Annotated in this window: 19 protein-coding genes and 1 tRNA gene; 9 read left to right on the top strand and 11 right to left on the bottom strand. The window is 67.6% G+C overall.

From position 1 onward, the window contains the following. Nucleotides 1-6: 6 nt before the first annotated feature. The 5 genes from ACIPV5_RS13335 to ACIPV5_RS13315 all read left to right on the top strand — a co-directional run bounded on the left by ACIPV5_RS13335 (nucleotide 7) and on the right by ACIPV5_RS13315 (nucleotide 5,164). Nucleotides 7-795, top strand: a complete 789-nt coding sequence (locus ACIPV5_RS13335; RefSeq protein WP_056278993.1) for a pseudouridine synthase — start codon at nucleotides 7-9, stop codon at nucleotides 793-795. Next, nucleotides 792-1,937: a prephenate dehydrogenase gene (locus tag ACIPV5_RS13330; RefSeq protein ID WP_083569352.1), complete on the top strand. Its 1,146-nt coding sequence runs from the start codon at nucleotides 792-794 to the stop codon at nucleotides 1,935-1,937. The genes ACIPV5_RS13335 and ACIPV5_RS13330 overlap by 4 nt, the downstream gene beginning before the upstream one ends. After that, a complete protein-coding gene (gene cmk, locus ACIPV5_RS13325) occupies nucleotides 1,930-2,604 on the top strand; it encodes a (d)CMP kinase (protein WP_400341217.1) in 675 nt (224 codons plus the stop codon). The genes ACIPV5_RS13330 and cmk overlap by 8 nt, the downstream gene beginning before the upstream one ends. Continuing rightward, nucleotides 2,597-4,117: a ribosome biogenesis GTPase Der gene (gene der, locus ACIPV5_RS13320; protein WP_053096842.1), complete on the top strand. Its 1,521-nt coding sequence runs from the start codon at nucleotides 2,597-2,599 to the stop codon at nucleotides 4,115-4,117. The genes cmk and der overlap by 8 nt, the downstream gene beginning before the upstream one ends. A 108-nt stretch (nucleotides 4,118-4,225) precedes the next feature. After that, nucleotides 4,226-5,164, top strand: a complete 939-nt coding sequence (locus ACIPV5_RS13315) for an NUDIX domain-containing protein (protein ID WP_295104351.1) — start codon at nucleotides 4,226-4,228, stop codon at nucleotides 5,162-5,164. Nucleotides 5,165-5,364: 200 nt separating this feature from the next. Here ACIPV5_RS13315 and ACIPV5_RS13310 read toward each other — a convergent pair whose 3' ends face one another. The 6 genes from ACIPV5_RS13310 to ACIPV5_RS13285 are packed head-to-tail and all read right to left on the bottom strand — an operon-like array spanning nucleotide 5,365 to nucleotide 9,207. Beyond that, nucleotides 5,365-6,819 carry a DUF222 domain-containing protein gene (locus ACIPV5_RS13310; RefSeq protein WP_400341215.1) on the bottom strand — a complete coding sequence of 485 codons (1,455 nt, stop codon included), beginning with the start codon at nucleotides 6,817-6,819 and terminating at the stop codon, nucleotides 5,365-5,367. Between the two features lie 38 nt (nucleotides 6,820-6,857). After that, the gene (locus tag ACIPV5_RS13305; protein WP_400341214.1) at nucleotides 6,858-7,244 is read right to left on the bottom strand and encodes an RNA-binding S4 domain-containing protein; all 387 of its coding nucleotides are present in this window, start codon (nucleotides 7,242-7,244) and stop codon (nucleotides 6,858-6,860) included. Next, nucleotides 7,244-7,912 carry a lysoplasmalogenase gene (locus ACIPV5_RS13300; RefSeq protein WP_295104357.1) on the bottom strand — a complete coding sequence of 223 codons (669 nt, stop codon included), beginning with the start codon at nucleotides 7,910-7,912 and terminating at the stop codon, nucleotides 7,244-7,246. The genes ACIPV5_RS13305 and ACIPV5_RS13300 overlap by 1 nt, the downstream gene beginning before the upstream one ends. Before the next feature lie 40 nt (nucleotides 7,913-7,952). Further along, nucleotides 7,953-8,408 (bottom strand): hypothetical protein, encoded by a 456-nt coding sequence (locus tag ACIPV5_RS13295; RefSeq protein ID WP_400341212.1) that lies wholly within the window; start codon nucleotides 8,406-8,408, stop codon nucleotides 7,953-7,955. Between the two features lie 20 nt (nucleotides 8,409-8,428). Then, nucleotides 8,429-8,626, bottom strand: a complete 198-nt coding sequence (locus ACIPV5_RS13290; protein ID WP_372984965.1) for a hypothetical protein — start codon at nucleotides 8,624-8,626, stop codon at nucleotides 8,429-8,431. After that, nucleotides 8,623-9,207, bottom strand: a complete 585-nt coding sequence (locus tag ACIPV5_RS13285; RefSeq protein ID WP_372984964.1) for a GNAT family N-acetyltransferase — start codon at nucleotides 9,205-9,207, stop codon at nucleotides 8,623-8,625. Before ACIPV5_RS13285 ends, ACIPV5_RS13290 begins: the two co-directional genes overlap by 4 nt. Nucleotides 9,208-9,325: 118 nt before the next feature. Between ACIPV5_RS13285 and ACIPV5_RS13280 the strand changes: the two genes are divergently transcribed. The 3 genes from ACIPV5_RS13280 to ACIPV5_RS13270 all read left to right on the top strand — a co-directional run bounded on the left by ACIPV5_RS13280 (nucleotide 9,326) and on the right by ACIPV5_RS13270 (nucleotide 11,131). Then, nucleotides 9,326-9,399, top strand: a tRNA-Pro gene (locus ACIPV5_RS13280). Between the two features lie 278 nt (nucleotides 9,400-9,677). Further along, nucleotides 9,678-10,163 (top strand): hypothetical protein, encoded by a 486-nt coding sequence (locus tag ACIPV5_RS13275; protein WP_400341210.1) that lies wholly within the window; start codon nucleotides 9,678-9,680, stop codon nucleotides 10,161-10,163. 800 nt (nucleotides 10,164-10,963) lie between these two features. After that, complete coding sequence (locus ACIPV5_RS13270; protein ID WP_171821924.1) at nucleotides 10,964-11,131, top strand: hypothetical protein; 168 nt, start codon at nucleotides 10,964-10,966, stop codon at nucleotides 11,129-11,131. 80 nt (nucleotides 11,132-11,211) lie between these two features. On the opposite strand, the gene ACIPV5_RS13265 is transcribed toward ACIPV5_RS13270, so the two are convergent. The 4 genes from ACIPV5_RS13265 to ACIPV5_RS13250 all read right to left on the bottom strand — a co-directional run bounded on the left by ACIPV5_RS13265 (nucleotide 11,212) and on the right by ACIPV5_RS13250 (nucleotide 14,842). After that, nucleotides 11,212-11,487, bottom strand: coding sequence for a hypothetical protein (locus ACIPV5_RS13265; RefSeq protein WP_053096828.1), 276 nt, complete (start codon nucleotides 11,485-11,487; stop codon nucleotides 11,212-11,214). Nucleotides 11,488-11,641: 154 nt separating this feature from the next. Beyond that, on the bottom strand, nucleotides 11,642-11,827 hold the full coding sequence (locus tag ACIPV5_RS13260) for a hypothetical protein (protein ID WP_400341207.1): 186 nt from the start codon (nucleotides 11,825-11,827) through the stop codon (nucleotides 11,642-11,644). A 190-nt stretch (nucleotides 11,828-12,017) separates the two neighbouring features. After that, nucleotides 12,018-13,607 carry an amidohydrolase gene (locus ACIPV5_RS13255; protein ID WP_400341205.1) on the bottom strand — a complete coding sequence of 530 codons (1,590 nt, stop codon included), beginning with the start codon at nucleotides 13,605-13,607 and terminating at the stop codon, nucleotides 12,018-12,020. Next, a complete protein-coding gene (locus ACIPV5_RS13250; RefSeq protein ID WP_187249836.1) occupies nucleotides 13,604-14,842 on the bottom strand; it encodes an MFS transporter in 1,239 nt (412 codons plus the stop codon). The genes ACIPV5_RS13255 and ACIPV5_RS13250 overlap by 4 nt, the downstream gene beginning before the upstream one ends. Before the next feature lie 178 nt (nucleotides 14,843-15,020). Between ACIPV5_RS13250 and ACIPV5_RS13245 the strand changes: the two genes are divergently transcribed. Then, nucleotides 15,021-15,623 (top strand): TetR/AcrR family transcriptional regulator, encoded by a 603-nt coding sequence (locus ACIPV5_RS13245; protein ID WP_400341203.1) that lies wholly within the window; start codon nucleotides 15,021-15,023, stop codon nucleotides 15,621-15,623. A gap of 30 nt (nucleotides 15,624-15,653) precedes the next feature. Here the strand turns inward: ACIPV5_RS13245 and ACIPV5_RS13240 are convergent, their stop codons facing one another. Beyond that, a complete protein-coding gene (locus tag ACIPV5_RS13240) occupies nucleotides 15,654-16,517 on the bottom strand; it encodes a DUF72 domain-containing protein (protein ID WP_400341201.1) in 864 nt (287 codons plus the stop codon). Nucleotides 16,518-16,927 lie beyond the last annotated feature (410 nt).

Below are 16,927 nucleotides of genomic sequence, written 5' to 3'. Positions count from 1 at the left end.
CTTCCGATGAGCGGCTTCGAGACACCAGAGGGCATCCGCCTGCAGAAGGTGCTGTCGGCGGCGGGCGTGGCCTCGCGACGCGTGATCGAGCAGTACATCGTCGAAGGGCGCATCCGTGTCAACGGCGTGACCGTCACCGAGCTCGGCCGTCGCGTCGACCCGGAGACCGATCTCATCGATGTGGACGGCACCGCTGTTCAGCTCGACGTGTCGAAGCGCTATGTGATGCTGAACAAGCCCACCGGGGTCGTCAGCAGCATGCGAGACGAGAACGATCGCCCCGATCTGCGCCGGTTCACCGAGGACTACGAGGAGCGGCTGTACAACGTCGGTCGGCTCGACGCGGAGACCAGCGGGCTGCTGGTGCTGACCAACGACGGAGACCTCGCTCACGTGCTCGCTCACCCGTCATTCGGGGTGACCAAGGTCTACATCGCCAAGGTCGAAGGCGAAGTGACCGCGCAGACGATCTCGAAGCTCACCCGGGGCATCGAGCTCGACGACGGTCCGATCGCGGCAGACAAGGCGAGGCTGCTCGACACCTCTCGCGGGTCGAGTCTCGTCGAGCTGACGCTGCACTCCGGGCGCAATCGCATCGTCCGACGGATGCTCGCAGCGGTCGGCCACCCGGTGACCGAACTCGTGCGCCGCCAGTTCGGCCCGCTGCACCTGGGAACCCTCCCGGTTGGGAAGACGCGCGAACTGACTAAAATCGAACTCGGCGCACTCTTGACTCTGTCGCGCCGTGATTCCGGTGTCGCCGAGGCGCCAGGCGAGCAACAGGAGAACGAGTGACCGATACGACGAGTGCGCCCACGGGGGCTCGGAGTTCTGTCGCGCCACGAATCGCGGCCAGACTCTCGGGAACCGTTCGCGTCGTCGGCGCCGGGCTGCTCGGCGCGAGCATCGGACATGCCCTTCGTGCGAAGGGTGTCGACGTGGTGCTCGCCGACACCTCGCCCGCCCAGCTGCGTCTCGCGATCGACTACGGGGCGGGCCGCTCGGCCGCCGAGGACGATTCGCCGGTGCTGGTCGTGGTCGCCGTGCCGCCGGACGTCACCGCGGATGTCATCGAGTCGGAGCTGAGTCGTTTCCCTCACGCTGTCGTCACCGACGTGGCGAGCGTCAAGCTCGAGCCCCTGCACAGCCTGCAGCACCGTGGCGTCGACCTCACCCGCTACATCGGCTCGCACCCCCTCGCCGGACGCGAGCGCGGCGGAGCGATCTCTGCGCGCGCCGACCTCTTCGTGGGCCGCCCCTGGGTGGTGTGCCGGGATGCCGACACGACCGCCACCGATCTCGCGCTCGTCGAAGCGCTCGCCCTCGATGTCGGAGCGATGCCGCTCGAGATGACTCCCGAGGAGCACGACCGTTCGGTCGCTCTCACCTCCCACGTTCCTCAGGTCGTCGCGAGCCTGCTCGCCGGCCGTCTCGCCACCGCCGACGAGGGTGCGCTGCGCCTCTCTGGCCAGGGCGTCCGCGACACGACGCGTATCGCGGCATCCGCCCCCGAACTCTGGGTGCAGATCCTCGGAGCGAACGCCGGGCCCGTGGTCGAGATCCTCGACGCTCTGGCATCCGATCTCCGCGAGGTGTCGGACGCTCTGCGCGCGCCCGAGGCCCCCGGGGCTCGGCGTGTGGTCGCCGAGACGATCCGGCAGGGCAACGACGGCGTCGAACGTCTTCCCGGAAAGCATGGGCAGAACCAGCGATTCGAGTCCCTGGTCGTGATGGTCGACGACACCGCCGGCCAGCTCGGTCGACTGTTCGGCGAACTCGGAGAGCTCGGCGTCAACGTCGAGGACCTCCGTCTCGAGCACTCGCCGGGCGCGCAGTTCGGCCTGGCCGAGATCAGCGTCGACCCTGCTGCGCTGCACGGGGCGATCACCGGACTTCAGGAACGCGGCTGGCGGATTGCAGGTACGACCAATGACTGATTTCATCGCGATCGACGGGCCCGCGGGCTCCGGCAAGTCCAGCGTGTCCAAGGCGGTCGCTCGGGCTCTGGGCTTCGGCTACCTCGACACCGGCTCCGCGTACCGCGCTCTCGCCTGGCATGTGCTGGATCGAGGCGCCGACACGGCGGATGCGGCGGCGGTGCTCGACGCCGTCTCCGACTTCCCCGTGCGCCTTGGCCTCGACCCCGACGATCGCACCGTGCTCGTTGGAGAGGTCGACGTCACGGACGCGATCCGCGAACCATCGGTCTCGAGCGCGGTGAGCGGCGTCGCCCGTGTGCCCGAGGTGCGGAACCAGGTCAATCGTCTCTTCCGCACCCTCGTCGCCGAGGCGCCGTACCCGGCGGTCGTCGTCGAGGGGCGGGACATCACCACCGTGGTGGCTCCCGACGCTCCGGTGCGCATCCTCCTCACGGCTGCGCCCGAGGTGCGCGCCGCACGACGTGCCGGCGAGCTCGCCGGCGAGAACGCCGAGGCCGTCGCGGCCGCACTGCACAAGCGCGACGCATCAGACAGCGCCGTCGTCGACTTCCTGAACGCCGCAGACGGCGTCGAGGTCGTCGATTCGACGGAGCTCGATTTCACACAGACCATCGACGCCGTCCTCGCGGTGATCGAACGAATCCGAGGAGTACACCATGGCTGACGACGAATACGAAGGCGGCCCCGACCAGCTCGCCGAGAAGATGGAGTCGCTCGACGAGCAGCTCGCCGAGGCGCGGGCCGAGACCCTGCGCGCCGGCCTCGCCGATTACGACCTGGACGATGAAGATGCCGCCCTTCTCGCCGGCATCACGATGGGTGAGGACGGGATCCAGTTCTTCCCGGCCCTGCCGGTCGTCGCGATCGTCGGTCGACCGAACGTCGGCAAGTCGGCTCTCGTCAACCGCATCCTCGGTCGTCGTGAGGCAGTCGTCGAGGACACCCCCGGCGTGACCCGCGACCGCGTGACGTACAAGGCCGAGTGGGCCGACCGTCGCTTCTCGCTCGTCGACACGGGCGGCTGGGAGCCCGACGCCCGCGGCATCGACCGCTCGGTCGCCGCGCAGGCGGAGGTCGCGATCGACCTCGCCGACATCGTGCTGTTCGTCGTCGACGCCATGGTCGGCGCCACGTCGACCGATGAGCACGTCGTGAAGCTGCTGCGCAAGAGCGGCAAGCCGGTCTTCCTCGTCGCCAACAAGATCGACGACGCTCGTCAGGAACCTGAGGCTGCGGCTCTCTGGAACCTCGGCCTCGGCGAGCCCTACCCGGTGTCGGCGATCCACGGTCGTGGCGTCGCCGATCTGCTCGACCAGCTGCTGAAGAAGCTGCCGGATGTCTCCGCGGTCGCGAAGGCCGAGATCGGCGGGCCGCGGCGCGTCGCGATCCTCGGTCGACCGAACGTCGGCAAGTCCTCGCTGCTCAACAAGGCGGCCGGCGAAGAGCGCGTGGTCGTGAACGACCTCGCGGGAACCACCCGTGACCCGGTCGATGAGATCGTCGAGCTCGGTGGCAAGCTCTGGCGCCTCGTCGACACCGCCGGCATCCGCCGCCGGGTGCACATGGCGCAGGGTGCTGACTTCTACGCGTCGCTGCGCACGTCCGCTGCTCTCGAGAAGGCGGAGGTCGCGGTCGTCGTCCTCGATGTGTCCGAGACGATCAGCGAGCAGGACGTCCGCATCATCGATCTCGTGCTCGAGTCGGGCCGCTCTCTCGTGCTGGCATTCAACAAGTGGGATCGTCTGAACGATGACGACCTCGAGAACGCCGATCGACGTCGGTACCTCGAGCGTGAGATCGAGCAGGACCTGGCGCACGTCGCCTGGGCGCCCCGAGTGAACATCTCGGCCAAGACCGGTCGTCACCTCGACAAGCTCGTGCCGGCGCTCGAGACGGCGTTGGAGAACTGGGACCGTCGCATCCCGACGGGCAAGTTCAACGCCTTCCTCGCAGAGCTCGTCGCCGAGCACCCGCACCCGCTGCGTGGCGGAAAGCAGCCGCGCATCCTGTTCGGCACGCAGGCATCGACGCGTCCGCCGACGTTCGTGCTGTTCACGACGGGATTCCTCGACCCGGGCTACCGCCGCTTCATTCAGCGTCGTCTGCGCGAGCTCTACGAATTCGACGGAACTCCGATCGTCATCAACATGAGGGTCCGCGAGAAGCGCCAGCGCTGATCGCACCCGATTCGACAGCTGTGCCCGCGCGAATCCGCGCGGGCACAGCTGTTCCCGCGTATGACCCCGGCGGATGCCGACAGCCGGATGCTGTGACAGGCTGAAGGGGTGACTGTCGTACCTCCCGCCGCAGGTGAACCCCGCCGCCCAGATGGGCCGCGAAACCCGGGCGACGCCTGGGTGATCGCCCCCTCGGGGGAGAAGTACTGGGGGCGCTTCGGCGCGGCTGGGCTGCTCGCCGTCGATCCGGAACGCGGGATCCTTCTTCAGCACCGGGTGTCCTGGTCGCACTTCGGTGGGACATGGGGGTTGCCTGGCGGCGCCATGCACGAGGGCGAGAGCGCGATCGTGGGCGCAGTGCGCGAGGCGCAGGAAGAGGCCGGGGTTCCGGATGCGGCCGTGCGACCCCGGTTCACCAGCGTGCTCGATCTGGACGTGTGGTCGTACACGACCGTCATCGCCGATGTGGTGCGTCCGTTCGACCCCGTGATCAGTGACCCCGAGAGCGTGGCTCTCGAGTGGGTGCCCGTCGATGAGGTGGACGCACGGCCGTTGCACCCCGGTTTCGGTAGCGCCTGGCCTGCTCTGCGCACCCTGCTCGATGTGCGCCTGTCGCTCGTCGTCGACGCCGCCAACGTGGTCGGCTCTGTGCCGAACGGATGGTGGAGAGATCGTGCCGGTGCGACGGCTCGTCTTGCCTCGCGCCTCGACGGACTCGCTGTGCCCGCGGCCGACCTCGGGGTCGGGGGAGCGACCTGGTTCCCGGAGATCGCTCTCGTCGTCGAGGGACAGGCGCGCGGGATCGTGACTCCGTCGTCGGACGCCGATGCGGAGGTGCCCGAGCTGCTTCCCGCAGGTGGCGTCTCGATCGTCCGCGCCGAGGGGGCCGGAGACGACGCGATTGTGGCCGAGGTGGAACGTCGAACGCGTGCCGGGCAGCATGTCGTGGTCATCTCGAGCGACCGCGAGCTGCAGAACCGCGTCGACGCAGCGGGCGCGGCGCAAGTGCGCTCGGCGGGCTGGCTGTTGAGCGTGCTCCCGCAATAGTCGGGGCCGCTTTCGTCTCAGTGCGTGCTCCGCTCCGTCTCAGCGCGCGCTCCGCTTCGTCTTGGCTGTGCGCCCCCTCGTCCGACGGTGGCTGCGCTCAGCCTGAGGGGTGTTGCGCTCAGCGTGACGCGTGCTGCGCTCAGCGTGAGGATGCTGCGCTCAGCGTGAGGGTGCCGCACTCAGCGTGACGTGTGCTGCGCTCAGACGAACATCACTCTTCGTCGCGGTGGGTCGACATACTCGCGGCCGAGCGGACTCGTCCACGTGAGCGACCCGTCAGAGGTCTGGCGCGCCGTCCACCGATGCCGCTCATGGATGTCCGGATGCTTGAGCGAGTGGTGCGTCGTGCAGAAGTGGCTGAGATTGTCGACGCGCGTGCGTCCACCACGGGCGTGGTCGTGGTTGTGGTCGATCTCGCAACGATGCACCGGCATCCTGCATCCGGGAAACCTGCAGTGCTGATCGCGCGCTCTGAGGAACCGCCGCATCTGCTCTGTCGGGGAGTAGGAGTCGGTCTCCGTGACCAGTCCCTGCGCGTCGAGGAACAGACGCGCCCACCCGGTGCGATGTCCTGCGAGTCCCCGCGCGACGTCGGGATCGAGCGGCCCGTGTCCGTCGAGTTCAGCGGGACGATCGTCCTCCCCGGCGAGAGTGCTTGCAGCGACGGTGACCTGGATGCGGGCGGAGATGTTCTCCAGCCCTGTGCCTGTCGCTTCGTTCGGATCGGCAGTGAGGAGCAGGTCAGCCAGCACATCGGCGCGCATCTGGTCGAATGTGCGAGCGTCGCCGGAGAGGTGCTCGATGTCAGGGCTCGAGGCGTCGGCCATCGGGTCGATCAGTCCGGCAAGCGGGTCGGTGACGAACGTGCCGTCGGCGGCGATCACCGCTGTGTCGAAGTAGGACTCGTATCGGGGATCATCGGGCGAGAGGTCGTCGAGGTAGAGCGAGCCCTCCGGTTCGTCCAGCGGCTCGAGGATAGGCTCCTGCTCGTTGCGGGTGCGAGTGATGTGCCGGGCCATCTGCGTGAGCCGATCGGAGATCGCCACTGCGACCCACTCGGGCAGGATCGCCGTGAGGGCCGCAAGCCCGTCGCCGACGGACTTGACGGTGACACACCGTTCCGCGGCCGCTCGGCGATGCTGCTCGACGACGGTCTCGCCGACGAGAGCTGCCGCCACCTGACGTGCATGGGTCTTCGTTCTCGGTGCCGTGTCGTTCTCAGCGACCACCAGAACAGCAGCCTCGTAGAGGCTCATCGTCTCGGCGTCCACCCGCCCATCGCGGATGGCGTCGTCGACGATCTCGCTCGCACGCACGATCTCACGGACATGACGCACGCTGATCGACCCGACAGAGAAGGCGGCCTGCACGGCCGGGAGCGTGCGCGTCAATGTGCGTGCATCGGTGAAGGCGTACTCGACCGAACCTTTCGGGATGCGACCGGCCGCGGAGTACTCTGCGACCATCGAGCGGTAGATCGCCTCGCGATGGTGCGGGCTCTCCGAGACGTCGCTGTCGTGCATGCCGATCCGCTCGACCAGCAGCGCGTAGGACTCGGCCTCGAGCGCAGCGATCTGGCGGCGCGTGGTGACCCATTCGTCGAGCAGGCGGCAGCGCTCCTCGAGATCGAGGTCGAAGTTGGTACGCCGGGTCATAGGTCCACATTAGAACCTATGTTCGACCGCATCCAGGCTCAACCCTGGAATATGCCGTCATCCTCGTATCCTCGCCCGCGCAGCTTGTCGATGTCGCGACGCTCGCGTTTCGTGGGTCGCCCAGCCCCCCGATCACGCAGTCCGAGAGCCGCCTGCGGTTCGCGCTCCGGTGTGCGATCCTCATACGCCAGCGCAGCGAGAGGGGCGCCGACGCGCTTGACGAGCAGCTGACGCACGATGAGAATCCGATCGAATCCGGCGATCCGGATGCGCAGTTCGTCGCCGAGGCGGATGTGCTGAGCAGCCTTCACTTTGTCGCCGTTCACGCGCACATGCCCCGCACGGCATGCAGTGGTGGCGGCCGAGCGCGTCTTGTAGACGCGGATCGCCCAGAGCCAGCTGTCGACCCGTGCTGCATCCGCCATCAGATGTCTCGCTTTCTCAGTGCGATCAGGGTGCCGGCGATGATCAGACCCTGCCCGAGCGTGTAGGTGGCCATGATGGCGGGGCTGCTCCAGTCCGGCAGGGAACCGGGCAGGAAGAGCCGAAGAGCCAAGAGAGTGTCACTGGCGAGAAAGAAGGCGCCGCCGATCGACACGAGCGCAGAGCATCGAGTGGCGGTGGCCGCTGTGCTCGCGAGGACGAGACCGTAGACAGCCACCGCGATCAGCAGCCCACCGGCGTGCGGACCGATGAACACCAGCATCACCACCCACCAAGCGGCGTAGACGAGCGCCCACCACGGCATCCGCCGCGCGGCGAGATGGCGCATGAAGAGCGCGATGTATGCCAGATGCGCGATGCCGAAGAACAGGAGCATCAGAGGCACTTCTGGCGCCGCCGGGAAGAACACCCCTGCGCTGTCGCCGAGCCACGAGAACAGGAGTGCCGCGATGGTCAACGCCAGCGCCGAGCGTTCCGCGGCGCGACCCACTGACACGAACACGGGCACGGCGAGCAAGGGCATGAGCAGGAGCTTCGTCGGCCCGGCTGCGGGGCTGCCAACGCTCAGCAGCGCCACGTGAGCCGCCGATGCCGCCGCATAGGGCAGAAAGGCCCAGAGAAGCGGGTCGGACGGACGGCGTCGCTGCATCTCACCATCGTAGGGCGGGATCGAACGCGCTCAGCCTCGCTCAGGATTCGACCGTCACCTGGGTGATCTGACCGTCGGCACCGAGGTGCACGGCGGGCCAGTAGCCCTCGGGGAAGTGCTGGCCGCAGGTGTCGATGAAATGGAGCACGACCGTGCCATCGGACGAGGCTTCGAGCGTCTCGAGGGTGAGGTCGGTCGCCGCGTCGTCGAGCTCGTGCTGCTCCGGGGCCGCATTGCTGAAGGCGGCGACGACCGCATCCGTCGCCAGTCGTCGTAGGACGCCGAGGGCGGCTATGGTCTGATGCACATGGGGGAGCAGTGCGGCAGCCTCACCGGCATCGGTGCCTTCGATCATGAGATCGAGAGGGGCGCCGGCGACGACCGTGCCGCCTGCATACCAGTCATGGGTCAGTACCGTTCCGTCGGACAGCTCGGTCGTGGCGCGCGTGAGGGTGCCCAGTTCGGGATCTTCGATGGTCGGGTTCTCGTCGCTCATGTCACCACGCTAGCGCTCGCTCACGGCCCGAGAGTCGAGCCGCGGGACTCGAGCTGCTCGCGCAGGATGCGAATGGCCTTCGGCCCGACTCCGTGGATGGCGAGCAGCGCCGCCTCGGACGCGCCGTCGAATCGGTCGAGACGCGTGAACCCGTGGAGCGCGAGCCCTCGTCGTGCGACCTTGCCCATGGACGCTGGTAGGTCCGTCTCTTCGTTCATGACGACAGATCCAGTGCGACCAGGGTTCGGCCCGGCTTCATCTCCGCGCGTTCTTCGAATCCCGCCGCCAGGAACGTGGCGAGCGTGCCGTGGAACAGATCGTTGGTGCGCTTCTTCTCGCCACGGGTGTCGACGGGGTACCCCTCGACCAGTCTGGCGCCGGAGCGTCGAGCGAGATCGACGGCGGCGCGCAGCAGCTCGAGGGTGATGCCCAAGCCGCGGTGTTCGCGACGGACCACGAAACACGTCACAGCCCATACCGACTCGTCATCCAAGGGTTCGGTTGATGCCGCCGCGATCATGCGCGTGCGTGGCACCCGCTGCTGCAGAGTTCGCGGCCCGATCCTGATCCACCCCGCGGCCTCGCCGTCGATGTATGCGATCAGACCAGGCGGAGGGCCCGCCTGGATCTCATCGCGCAACATCTCTGTGCGTTGCGGCGTGGTCGTCTCATTCCACTCCTTGTTGCTCAGCATCGGCCAGATGCACTGGCAGCTGGCACCGTCGCCGCCGCCCGTCAGCGCATGCTGAACGTCATCCCATCGGGCGCTGGTCGCCACCTCGGTCGTGATCGTCACCATGGATGCGACCGTACGCCGGGGCTCTGACACCCCGCAACGCCCGGCGCTCACCCGGTTCGCGGAGATCCGTCGAGTGGGGCTAAGATAGGGGAGTTGCCTGCGCGAGAGTGCAGAACAACGGGCTGTGGCGCAGCTTGGTAGCGCACTTGACTGGGGGTCAAGGGGTCGCAGGTTCAAATCCTGTCAGCCCGACCGAGAAAGGCCCGGAAACTCGCAAGAGTCTCCGGGCCTTCTGCATGTCCGGGACAGTCCGAGGGCAGCAGGCATAAGGCCGTCACGCTGGGCGGCGTCGAGTGTGCCAGACACGCCCTCATCACGGAGGGTGGCGACGGCCTGCCGGGTCTGCGCCTTGGCTTAGGCCCGGCGGGCCCTCGGTTGAACATCGAGACCGAAGCCGCCCATGGAGTGAGCGGCGGTGCTGACACGGAGGTACAGCACGGCGTTCATCGCGATTCCTGCATACTGAGCAAATGAACATCGCTGACCCTCACGGGCCCATGAGTCCGTCCGGCAAGGTCGGCTCGATCGTGAATGTCGTCATGTCCGCAGTATTCGGCGGGATCGCCGTCGTGGTGGGCATCGTTATCGGTGAGCCAATGCCGTTCGTCGGGGGGCTCGGCTTCTGGGCGATGTGTGCCTTCGCCTTCGTGCCGATCATGCGTCGCGCGATCAAGTACGAGCGCGAGAAGAACGCGCGCCGCGCTGGCGCGATAGCCTCCCGCATGAGGACATACCCAACCGTGGAGATCGCACTCTGGACTGAGGACGCGATCGTGCTGATGGACTGGCTGGAGACTGTCGACTTCGACGAAGTTCCGTCAGAGCACAAGGCAGTCAAGCAGGCGCTGACGGACCTCGCGTCGCGGCTGGAGGAAGTTGTCCCGTATGAGTCGCCCATGACGCCCGAACGAGTCGCGACTGCGCAAGAGGCTGTCAGTCGGGGCATGGGCAGGTGACCAGAAGTGACGAATGTCGATGCGGGGGAGGCGGTCTCTCCGTCAACTGATGATTCCGGGCCTGCCGCCAATTCCGTAGAACTGGCGGTGACCGGAAGAATCGGCGTCGTCCGCCATGAACAGGAGACGCTCGATGCTGACGCCGAGTTCCCGGCGACGGCGGACCCGGTCGATTTGTCTGCACTCATTCGCGCTGCCGATTGTGGGGCTCGCTCGTCGTGGACCGGAATCCGGCGGCGTCAAGACTTCACGTGCGAGGAGGCGGCCACAGGCATCGGGGCGGGCAGTACGGTGCCCCGACCGGTTCTGGGGTACCTATCGGGACACCTAGCCGGCTTCGCTGGGGAACTCCACCGGCTCGGGGCCGCGTCTGTGTGGCCACGGCCAACGTAACCCCAATGCAGCGCTGTATCTAGGGGTTGCGGATGCGCCTCAGTCCGATCGTGTGAACGGCGGTCGGCGGATCTCCGTTCATGTGCGGCGGCATCGAGATGCCGAGGCCCAGTCGCGTTTCGTGCAGAAGAGGGTACGCCCGCACGCCGTCGTCCACCACGCCATATGACGTGGCCCCTGTCGGGCGTATCCTTCGCTCGAGAGCCTGCCCCGACCACGGTCTGGGGACCCCGGCGGGGCCGCTCCGGTCGAGGGACTCTTCCTTCACATGATCACTCGTGATCCGGAGAGAGAGTCCCTCCGCTGTGCGATCCGTCGTCCTTCCGTCCGATTCCTCCTCACGTCAACCCCCTCCTCGTGTGCGCGGTCGACCGCATACCGTCGCCTCAACCGACAGAGGAGATGCAATGAGCGATCTGCAGAACACGCACGGAACTCCCGGTGGCGACGAAGAGGCGGACACCGCCTCGGGCGGTGCGCCCGACGAGTCGTCGTCGAAGAGCACCGACGAGATCATCGAGGACGAGACCACCGACGAAGACGGTGCGCCCCTCGAGAACCCGTCCGGCGGCTGACCCCGACGACGTCCACACAGAGGAGACCCCCACCGGCACTGAGTCCTGTGGGGGTCTTCGTCGTCGGCGGGGTGCCGAACCTAGGCCGTGCGCACCGTCAGCATGCGCCACCCCTCGGGCACCTTCGCCTCGAGCGACGCCATGTCGTCGGCCTCGATCTCGCGCACGCCGTCGACGCGGGTGAACGTGCCCGTCGCCTCCATCTTCGCTTCGCCCTTCAGCATCCGCACGGGCGCCGACGTCAGATAGAAGCCCGGCTTGCGGTGCTGTTCGAGCTCGACGAGCACCTCGGCCAGCGTCGTGCCGATGACGTCTGCAGTGCTGGTCTCGATGGGACGAATCAGAGCGATGAGCATCAGGCCAGCCTACGGCGCGGCCCTTGGGATTCGACGTACCGCTCCGCGCAGCGCATCAACTGACCGTCGTCGCGAGCGGAGGAAGGTGCGGGATCGTGACCGGCGACGTCGATCGGCTCGGCGGGTTGTGGAACCGCTGCAGGTCGCTGAGCACCTATTCCGCCGACATGTACGAGCTCGCCAGGGGAAGGTTGCGCAGCCAGAGCACATCGACCTCGACGGCGTCGACCTGATAGATGCAGGCGACAGTCTGGCGCGCATCGTGCGGCTCGTACCTGTGGTCGACGATCAGCCACTCGGTCTCCGTGACCCTTCGGAGCTCGAACCTCGGATCGGGCATCGCGGACATCTCAACACTCCAATCAGTCGTTGTCACCATCGGCTGACAGAGGGAGCGCTCCGCGCCCGGGCGGGAAGACACCACCGCCTGGTCGACGGGCGCCCTCTGCCCGCCAGAGTTCACCAGAAGTATAAGAACTCACCGGTATATCGCTCAAGTGAGCCGTGAGGGATGCGGCGGACAGTGCGCCTCAGGCTTCGTGCGCGGTCTTCCCGGCGATCACGGTGCGCAGGACTCGCGCTGTGAGCAGAGACGCGCTGCCCTCCGAGAACGGATCGACGTCGAGCACGGCGAAGTCTGCGACCTGGCCCACCGCGATCCGGCCCCGCCAGTCGCCATCGCCGATCGAGACCGCAGCGTCACGAGTCGCATGCACGACCGCGCGTTCGAGGGGAAGAGCGAACTGCGGATGCACCGCCGGCACATCCGGGTCGAGAGCGGACGCCCGCGTTGTGGCGACGTACATGTTCGCGAGCGCCGCGTGCGGTGCGGTGGGGGCGTCGGTCGAGAAGGCGAGCAGTGCACCGGCATCCTCATACTCGGGCCACGCGAAGGCGCGATCCGCACGATCGTCGCCCAGCTGTGCTGCCCAGTTGGCGAAGATGGCGGGGTCGGCGTGCACCGGCTGCATGGAAGCCGTCACGCCGAGCCGTGCCATGCGCTCGGCCGTGCCGGGTGCCGCGTACTCGAGATGCTCGATCCGGTGGCGACGGGGGCGATCGCCATTGACGGTGATGGCGTGCTCGATGGCATCCAGCGCGAGGGTGCTCGCCTCGTCGCCGATGGCATGCAGCGCGACCTGCAGTCCGGCGGCATCCGCGGCCGCCACCACAGGGAGCAGCCGATCAGCGGGCCAGATCGGCGCGGCGTGGGAGCCATCCGCATACGGTGCGCGCATCGCCGCCGTGCACGCGTCGATCGTGCCGTCGAGCACGAGCTTGATCCCGATCACGCGAACGGTGCCGGAGACGGCGAGGGCACGCTCGGCCGCCTCGGCCACCTGAGCCAGGTTCTGGGCATCGTCACCCGTGTTGGCGACGAACCAGTGGGCGGCGATCCGCAACGGCAGCGCGCCACGTCGTTCCGCGCGCTCGAGCGCTTCGAGCGCGAGCGCGTCGAACGCCATGTCGACGGCGCCGGTCACACCGGCCGCGAGGTACGCCTCGACGACGCGCTGCACCGCCGCATCCCGCTGCTCGTCGGTGGTGGTGGCATCGCGGTGCGCCCACGCGAACTGCTGCGCGGCCGTCTCGTAGAGCATCCCGGTCGGCTCGCCGTCGGCATCCCTCTCGATCCGACCGCCGATCGGGTCAGGGGTGTCGCGGGTGATGCCGAGCTCGCCGAGCGCCGCGGAGTTCACCCAGCACGAGTGGTAGTCGTTCGCATCGAGGTAGACGGGGACGTCAGCGACGACGGCGTCGATCATCGCCGCCGTCGGCGCGCCGCCGGGGATCGCATCGAAGAGCCATCCGCGTCCGCGGACGACGCCGGCAGAGGTCTCGCGTGCCGCTGTCACTCTGCGCTGGATCTCGTCGAGCGACCCGGCATCGGTGAGACCGATCTGACCGAGCGCCTCGCCCATCATGAGCAGGTGCGTGTGCGCGTCGATGAAGCCGGGAAGGACGACCCGTCCCTCGAGATCGACCACCGAGTCCGAGGAAGGGGCGTCGGAGTCGGTCCCCACGAAGACGAACTCCGCGCCGTCGACGACGACCGCGTCGGCCCAGGCGGTGTCGTTGGCCGTGAAGAACCGGGCGTTGCGATACAGGGTGCGGGTCATCGGAGCGTCTCCTCGTGGGCGGCGGCACGCTCGAGGCGTGTCGAGAGCAGGGCGATCGCGCTTGCGGGCACGGCGAGAACGAAGCTGGCGATACCCAGTGCGACGGCGAATCCCTCGAAGCCGAGCACGCCGACCAGGGCCGCACCGATCACCGGTGTGAGTGCCGAGCCGACGAGGTAGACGGCCAGGAGGGGGCCCGACCAGCGGCCGTCGGCATCGAGGGCGGCTGAGGTCGAGACGAAGTACATGAAGGCGATCGCGTAGACGGTGTTCCACGCGATGAACACGATGATGAACGCGGTCGGATCTGAGGTGAACCCCTCGACGATCTTCAGGACGCCTCCGGCCACCAGCAGCACGGCGAGCGGCAGTGCTCTTCCGAGCCGAGATCCGACGACCATGAGCAGCACCGATCCGATCAAGCCGCCCGCCGTCGCGCCGCTGAGCGCGAGACCCAGGCCTTCGGGGGTCAGCCCGGTCTGCTCGGCACCCATGATGCCTGCCATGGCCCAGAGCGAGTCCTCGCTCGCCGCCCACAGCGCGAACACGACGAGAAGGCCGAATCCGGCGATTGTGACGGTCCGCGAGCGCGCGGGTGACAGCCGCACCGTGCCGGTCGGCGGCACGTCGATCGGCATCGCCTCGGCGACGGCGGCGCCGGCCTGCGGGTCGAGCACGGGCGCCGCGGGCAACCAGGCCGAGACGAGCAGGCCCACGATGCTGAAGAGTGCCAGCGCCCCGAAGACATCGATCGGGGCGAGCCCGATGAGGGGGATCACGGCCAGCACGATCGTGATCACACCGCGATTCGCGAGACCGTTGAATCCGGCGACCCTGTCGGGGTTGCGGAACGCGGCGAGAGCGGCGCCCGAGGCGGCGACGGCCCCACCGGCTCCCGCGCCGCCGACGAGCAGCCCCGGAAGGATGAGAGCGGGGACCGCAGCGGCGGTGGCGAAGCCGACCGCGGCGATGGCGAGTCCGGTTCTGGCTACGACCCGCCGGTGACTCCCGGCGCAGAGCGGGGCAATGGCCAGCCCGGTGACAGCCGTGAGCAGAAGAGTCGCGGTGACGAGCCAGCTGGCCGCGAGCACGTCCATGCCGAGACCCGTCTGAGCGGCGGTGATCATGTAGGGCGACAGGTTCACGCCCAGGTAGCCGGCGATTCCGATCGCGAACGTGGCGGTGGCGGTGGGCAACCGGAGCGGAACCCGGGTGCTGAGGTCGATGGCGGTCATGGTTCTCCCACTGAGAGGGCACGGCGGTGTGCGCGAGGTGATGACGACGCGCATCGGGTGGGGCGCGGATCTCATAAACGAATGGTGTTCGTCAACGAATGGTGTTCACTATTATGCACAGGAGGGATGTCGGAGGGAAGAGATTTCTTCGTCGCCCGTCACAGAGAGCGAGAATGCGATGCCCAGGCCGTCGAGCCCCCTGCTGTCGCCCGACATCATCGGCGCGGCAGGCCTCGAGCTGTCGAGGGCCGGAGAGCCGTTCGGGGTGAACGCGATCGCGCGCAGGCTCGGTGTCCGGCCCTCTTCGCTGTACAACCATGTCGACGGCATGGACGGCATCATCGAGCTGATGCGCGGCCGTCTGGTCGAGGACTACCGGGTGAGGCCCGAGGAGAAGCAGTGGGACGACTTCCTGGTCGATCTGCTCAGACAGCAGCGCCAGATGTATGCCGATCACCCGCAGCTCGTACCGCTGCTGATCGGCAAGACGATCACTCATCCGGCGGTCATCGCCGCCTACGACGACCTGGCGACCGCTCTCGTCGACGGCGGTTTCCCCGAGGACGAGGTGCTCACGGTGATCGCGATCATCGACGCATTCGCGATCGGCTTCGGCCTCGATCTGGCATCGCCGGACGAGGTCTGGGAGCCCGGGGAGGGGACGCGGACGCTCGGGCGCGTGATGGAGGGCGCGGAGCGCGGGACAGCCCGCGCGGATCGGACCTTCGAACTCGGCGTCGGGTTGCTGGTCGATTCGCTCCGTGCTCGGCTCAGCCGATGACCCGGGAACCGGTGGAGCGGCGGTGACTGGTCAGGATCCGGTGCGTGCGGTGACGAGCGCCTGGAGCGCTGCCGCATCGTGCGGTGCGTGCCCGCGCGCGTCGTTGTCGAAGTAGACGTACACGTCGCGCGGTCGGCCGTCGCCGGCGCCCGTGCCGTCCGACCAGGCGCAGAGCAGGTCGGCCCATTCATCGAGCTCGGCGGCGGTGTAGGCGCTGTGATAGAGCATCTGTGCGCCATGAAGCCGGACATAGACGACCTCGCTCGTCAGGGCGTCGAAACGTGGCCATCTGCCGGCGGTGTCGGCGATGACGAGCGAAGCGCCGTGGAGACTGAGGATGCGCAGTGCCTCAGGATCGTCGAATGTCTGCGACCTCGGCTCGATCGCGTAACGGATCGGCTGGTCGCTCTCGAGCTCCGTCCAGGCTCGTCCGTCGAGACGCGAGTCGTGCGTCATCGCCAGCTTCTGAGCATCGCCCGTCGTGCGGGGGAGTGAATCGAGGAATCGTTCCAGGACCTCGGCATCGAACTTCTCACGCTCCGGCAGCTGCCAGAGGATCGGTCCGAGTTGGGTTCCGAGCGCGAGGATGCCGGAAGCGAAGAAGTTGGCGAGTGCCTGTTCCGTGTCGCGGAGCCGCAGCATGTGCGTCACATAGCGGGATCCCTTGATGGCGAAGCTGAAGTCGTCAGGCACCTCGCTGCGCCAGCGACGGTAGCTATCCGGGCGTTGCAGCGAGTAGAACGATCCGTTGAGCTCGACGGTGGGGAAGTGCTGTCCGATGTGCTCGAGCTCCCGGCGTTGAGGCAGACCCCGGGGATAGAAGTCACCGCGCCAGCTGGCGTACCGCCAGCCCGACACGCCTATCCTCACCTGCGCAGCGCGTGCGGCGGTCATCGACTGATCCTCCTCCGCTGCCGCCGTGATTCGGGCGGCGTGAGGCGACGATAGGTGCGATGCCGCAGATGGGGAGCGGGGTTGACGCCCGTGGGCCACGTTGGTAGCGGCGTGCTCTCTCGCTCGGCTGTACGTGAAGACGAGGATCGCGCGTGGTGCGAGGACTGGTTGCCCTCTCGAGTCGTCCAACCCCATTTGGATCACTCGAGAGGGCTCACCGTCCTTCCCGGACGGTAGGGGAGGCGGCGAAGATTTTCGCTGCTCTCTCGACTGATATCCCCAGATGTTCAGCCGGTAGCCCCCGCTACTCCTTGCAGAATATCGCTTAATAGCTCTGTCCGCCATTTGGGGGACAAAGAAATCTACGAATGTTTCTTCCAAGACTGGGGCTTGCCGCGAGAACGTGCACT

Origin of the sequence: Microbacterium sp. NPDC090014 (assembly GCF_044748285.1) — a bacterium.
Classification (GTDB): domain Bacteria; phylum Actinomycetota; class Actinomycetes; order Actinomycetales; family Microbacteriaceae; genus Microbacterium.
The sequence above is the reverse complement of the archived record's forward strand: the minus strand, read 5'-3'. Positions and strand labels throughout refer to the sequence as shown.

Excerpts from the sequence above, each read along its gene's own strand:
- ACIPV5_RS13335 (WP_056278993.1), top strand. The coding sequence starts at position 7 with ATGAGCGGCTTCGAGACACCAGAGGGCATCCGCCTGCAGAAGGTGCTG.
- cmk (WP_400341217.1), top strand. The coding sequence starts at position 1,930 with ATGACTGATTTCATCGCGATCGACGGGCCCGCGGGCTCCGGCAAGTCC.
- der (WP_053096842.1), top strand. The coding sequence starts at position 2,597 with ATGGCTGACGACGAATACGAAGGCGGCCCCGACCAGCTCGCCGAGAAG.
- ACIPV5_RS13310 (WP_400341215.1), bottom strand. The coding sequence starts at position 6,819 with ATGACCCGGCGTACCAACTTCGACCTCGATCTCGAGGAGCGCTGCCGC.
- ACIPV5_RS13305 (WP_400341214.1), bottom strand. The coding sequence starts at position 7,244 with ATGGCGGATGCAGCACGGGTCGACAGCTGGCTCTGGGCGATCCGCGTC.
- ACIPV5_RS13300 (WP_295104357.1), bottom strand. The coding sequence starts at position 7,912 with ATGCAGCGACGCCGTCCGTCCGACCCGCTTCTCTGGGCCTTTCTGCCC.
- ACIPV5_RS13295 (WP_400341212.1), bottom strand. The coding sequence starts at position 8,408 with ATGAGCGACGAGAACCCGACCATCGAAGATCCCGAACTGGGCACCCTC.
- ACIPV5_RS13290 (WP_372984965.1), bottom strand. The coding sequence starts at position 8,626 with ATGAACGAAGAGACGGACCTACCAGCGTCCATGGGCAAGGTCGCACGA.
- ACIPV5_RS13285 (WP_372984964.1), bottom strand. The coding sequence starts at position 9,207 with ATGGTGACGATCACGACCGAGGTGGCGACCAGCGCCCGATGGGATGAC.
- ACIPV5_RS13275 (WP_400341210.1), top strand. The coding sequence starts at position 9,678 with ATGAACATCGCTGACCCTCACGGGCCCATGAGTCCGTCCGGCAAGGTC.
- ACIPV5_RS13270 (WP_171821924.1), top strand. The coding sequence starts at position 10,964 with ATGAGCGATCTGCAGAACACGCACGGAACTCCCGGTGGCGACGAAGAG.
- ACIPV5_RS13265 (WP_053096828.1), bottom strand. The coding sequence starts at position 11,487 with ATGCTCATCGCTCTGATTCGTCCCATCGAGACCAGCACTGCAGACGTC.
- ACIPV5_RS13260 (WP_400341207.1), bottom strand. The coding sequence starts at position 11,827 with ATGCCCGATCCGAGGTTCGAGCTCCGAAGGGTCACGGAGACCGAGTGG.
- ACIPV5_RS13255 (WP_400341205.1), bottom strand. The coding sequence starts at position 13,607 with ATGACCCGCACCCTGTATCGCAACGCCCGGTTCTTCACGGCCAACGAC.
- ACIPV5_RS13250 (WP_187249836.1), bottom strand. The coding sequence starts at position 14,842 with ATGACCGCCATCGACCTCAGCACCCGGGTTCCGCTCCGGTTGCCCACC.
- ACIPV5_RS13245 (WP_400341203.1), top strand. The coding sequence starts at position 15,021 with ATGCCCAGGCCGTCGAGCCCCCTGCTGTCGCCCGACATCATCGGCGCG.
- ACIPV5_RS13240 (WP_400341201.1), bottom strand. The coding sequence starts at position 16,517 with ATGACCGCCGCACGCGCTGCGCAGGTGAGGATAGGCGTGTCGGGCTGG.